At 43.5% G+C, this 3,683-nt stretch carries 3 protein-coding genes and 1 pseudogene; 2 read left to right on the top strand and 2 right to left on the bottom strand.

All coding sequences use genetic code 11. The features are described from left to right. Positions 1 to 924: glycosyltransferase family 2 protein (locus tag PX484_RS07550; protein WP_288103340.1), on the bottom strand; the 924-nt coding region annotated here is incomplete at its 3' end. 212 nt (positions 925 to 1,136) lie between these two features. Between PX484_RS07550 and PX484_RS07555 the strand changes: the two genes are divergently transcribed. Together PX484_RS07555 and PX484_RS25975 are read left to right on the top strand one after the other, a co-directional pair. Further along, positions 1,137 to 2,372 (top strand): bifunctional sterol desaturase/short chain dehydrogenase, encoded by a 1,236-nt coding sequence (locus PX484_RS07555; RefSeq protein WP_287664563.1) that lies wholly within the window; start codon positions 1,137 to 1,139, stop codon positions 2,370 to 2,372. A gap of 42 nt (positions 2,373 to 2,414) precedes the next feature. Next, positions 2,415 to 2,622: pseudogene (locus PX484_RS25975) on the top strand (hypothetical protein). Here PX484_RS25975 and PX484_RS07560 read toward each other — a convergent pair. Then, positions 2,608 to 3,552, bottom strand: coding sequence for an NAD(P)-dependent alcohol dehydrogenase (locus tag PX484_RS07560; RefSeq protein ID WP_288103342.1), 945 nt, complete (start codon positions 3,550 to 3,552; stop codon positions 2,608 to 2,610). The pseudogene PX484_RS25975 and the gene PX484_RS07560 overlap by 15 nt on opposite strands. Between the last annotated feature and the right edge of the window lie 131 nt (positions 3,553 to 3,683).

Here is a 3,683-nt window from a genome sequence, read left to right on the forward strand (position 1 = left end):
ATTAATTTTCCAATTATCGATATGGAGACGAATAGTTAAATCAAGATCGTCGGTGATCGTTTGTTCATTCCAACCCCCGCAACGATTTAAGGCACTACGTCGGACAAATTGACCATTTCCGCGCAATTCTCCGATCCCTCCCACCGCGATCCGTTGCTGTTGGAAACAGCTATCAAAAATCATTTCTACCGCTTGTCCTTTTGTCCAGAAGTTTTCGTCGGCATTGGCGATCGCTTTTCGCACCTGTACCGCACCCACTTCTCGCTCGTCGAACATCGGCACCACATGACGCAGTAAATCGGAGGATAATCCCGCATCCGCATCGAATACGCCGATAATTTCCCCGTTAGTTAGGGATAAAACCTGATTCAAGGCGCCGGATTTGCCACCTCCGGCATTAGCAGGACGATGAAGAATTTTTAATTGGGGATATTCTAAAGCAAGGCGATCGAGAATCGCCCCCGTGTTATCGGTACTATAGTCATCGACGATCCAAACTTCTAACTTATCTTGGGGATAGTCTAGATGACAGAGATAATTAACCAGTTTCGTGATTACGGTTTCTTCATTTTTGGCCGCTACTAAGAGAGAAACCCCGGGGACAGAGGCTAAATCCTTATCCAGTAAGGGAATTGGCGGCGTTTCTGGTTTGGTGAACAGCAGCCGCAAAGCTTGCCCCGATAGTACCATAGTTAAGGCGATAATTGCCCAATAACCCCAACTAAGCCAATGAAGTCCGATAATTATTGTCCAGATCGCCATGAGGCTAAAAGCCGCTTTCTGTCTGCGTCCCGATCGGCCTTGAAAAATTTCGCTCCTAAATTCGTCCTCCTCGTCTTCGGGATCGGACCAGTCAGATAGGAGGGAACCAATCGGGTCTAATTCTTCGTTATCATCCTCTCGCGACCAATAATTTTCTGCCATAATCGACTCAGGTTAAGTAACTGTTCCAGTAGAAGCTTATTTCTTGCTTTATCTTACCGAAAATTGTTAAAATTTTTAACAGAATCTTAAGTTTTTTCGGGAAATAAACCCTAGTTTTTCAAGCTATTGGCTTTTTTTTCCCTATAAATGCGCTTTTTCGGCTAAGATTGCTTTGTTTACATTCGTTGAGAAAAATTTAACATTTATCCCTTATGTCAAACCTGCTCCTCTGTGTCGGACTGATTTGTGGCTCAATTATTTGGGTGGAGATCGTGCGTGATAGCTATCATGCTCTAGCCCACCATTGGCAGCCCCTTTATCGTCTGCACGTCTGGCATCATCGGGTTTTTCGTCCCGATCTGTCGGTAATGAGCAAGGAAATTTATCGTCGGGCGCACTGGTACAATGATGTACCGGAAGCCTTGGTCATGTTGGCTGCCAGTGTTTTACCGGTACTATTGGCCTACTCTTGGGGGTTCGATCGCCCTTGGTTGGGTTGGTTAGGTTCCCTTTATACTTTGGCTTTTCTCAGTACGGCGATCGGTCGAGGTTTAGGGATCGCCAATCTGGAGGAATTAACCGATTTAACCCATCGTCCGGGGCAATTTGAGAGTTTTCCCGCTCAATGGCGCGTTAATCGTACCTACCACTGGCGACACCATTTTGATAACCAAAAGGCTTATTATTGTGGCACTTTCACCTTTATGGATAAATTGATGGGGACGGCACTTTCTCTCAAGGGCAAAACGATCGCCATTACCGGGGCGAATGGAACTTTAGGGCGATCGCTGTTAAAGTACCTACAACTGAAGGGAGCCAAGGTAATCGCGCTCACTTCCGGGGACAATGCGATCGCTATTGAAATTAACGGCGAATCAGTACCTGTAAAAACCGTAAAATGGCAAATAGGTGAAGAAACGCAACTTGAGGACCTATTTAAGTCTGTAGATATACTAATTTTAAATCATGGCGTTAATGTCCACGGCCAAAGAACCCCAGAAGCGATCGAATTAGCCTACCAAGTGAATACTTTTTCCGTCTGGCGTTTAATGGAATTATTCTTCAAAACTGTCCGCACTAACGAGCAAATTGCCCGCAAGGAAGTCTGGGTGAATACCTCGGAAGCGGAGGTTAATCCTGCCTTTAGTCCCCTCTACGAACTCAGTAAACGGGCGATCGGTGATATGATTACCCTGCGTCGTTTAGATGCCCCCTGTGTGGTGAGAAAGCTAATTCTTGGCCCTTTTAAGAGTAATTTAAATCCTGTGGGTATTATGTCCGCCGATTGGGTGGCTAAACAGATTATCAAGGCGGTACAGAGGGATAGCCGCAATATTATTATTACTATTAATCCCTTGACTTTTATCACCTTCCCAATTAAAGAATTCTCTGTTTCTACCTACTTAAAACTATTTACTCGTTCCCCAAAAAATCGGGAAAATCCCTAACTATTTAGGGTTTGCAGCAAAAAGTTTGTTGGTGGGGACAGGGTGTGGGGTGTGGGGTGTGGGGTGTAGGGTTTTACCCATTTTCAGGGGGTTAATTACCTAATTTTCAGGGAAAAAGTCCAGGGATTTTCCCCCCGATCACTCCCATATCTGGTACTTTTTGATTGACAAAAGGTCTAAAAGTGTTACCCAACAAGGTTTTCAGATTTATTCAGCAATCCCTAACTATTTATCCTTAATCGGGGATTAAGACTATTTTTCCTCGCACTCTTTCCGATTCACTATAATTATGAGCTTCTACCACCTGGGAAAAAGTATAGGTGCGATCAATTCTAACAGTTAATTTTCCCGATTCGATCGCTTCTTTGAGAAATTGCCAGTCGGACGCTTGTGCTTGAGCAAAAAATATCAGTTTCCCTTTTTGGGGCAACCAAGCACCGAGATAATTTAGGAAGATAATTCCGGGATTTGGGAGGGTGGTTATATAGGTGCCTTGGGGTTTTAAAAGCTGACGACAGTGCCAAAAAGAAGACTTAGCCACAGCATCGAAGATTATATCATATTTCTGCTCAGTTTTTCTCCAATCTTCTTGGGTATAATCGATAACTTTATCTGCTCCTAAAGAGGTGACATAATCGATATTTTTACTACTACAAACTCCATCTACTTCCGCAGAGAAAATTTTTCCTATCTGCACGGCAAAGCTACCCACTCCTCCCGATGCACCATTAACTAAAATCCGATTTCCTGCTTGAATGCCGCCAAAATCCCGCAAGACTTGCAAAGCGGTAGAAGCGGCTAAAGGAGTGGCGGCAGCTTCAATAAAACTCTGATTATGCGGTTTTTTAACTAAGAGGGAAGCGGGAATAATTGCATATTCAGCATAGGTTCTACCGGGTAATTGATTGAGAAAACCAAAAACCTCATCTCCGATCTGGAATTGTTCCACCTGACTGCCTTTTTCAACGATAATTCCCCCATAATCAAAACCTAATTGCAGGGGAAATTTATTACCTGTGGCTATTTTGAGCATCCCCCGACGAATCTTCCAATCAATCGGATTAATTCCCGCTGCCATAATCTTAATTAAGACTTCTTTCCCTTGGGGAATTGGCTTTTCTATTTCGGTGTATTGGAGAACATTACTATCGCCATAGCGATTAATGATAATAGCTTTCATAATTAAGAAAAAAGTTGATAAAATAGTAGAGGAGCAAAAGTAATGACCAAGAGAACCAAAATCCAAACTCGTCCCGCTAAAAGATTATAATCTTGCCCTAATCTTGACCAAGAGTGACCGGCGATAAAATG

Source organism: Microcystis sp. M49636_WE2 (genome assembly GCF_030065375.1).
Classification (GTDB): domain Bacteria; phylum Cyanobacteriota; class Cyanobacteriia; order Cyanobacteriales; family Microcystaceae; genus Microcystis; species Microcystis aeruginosa_C.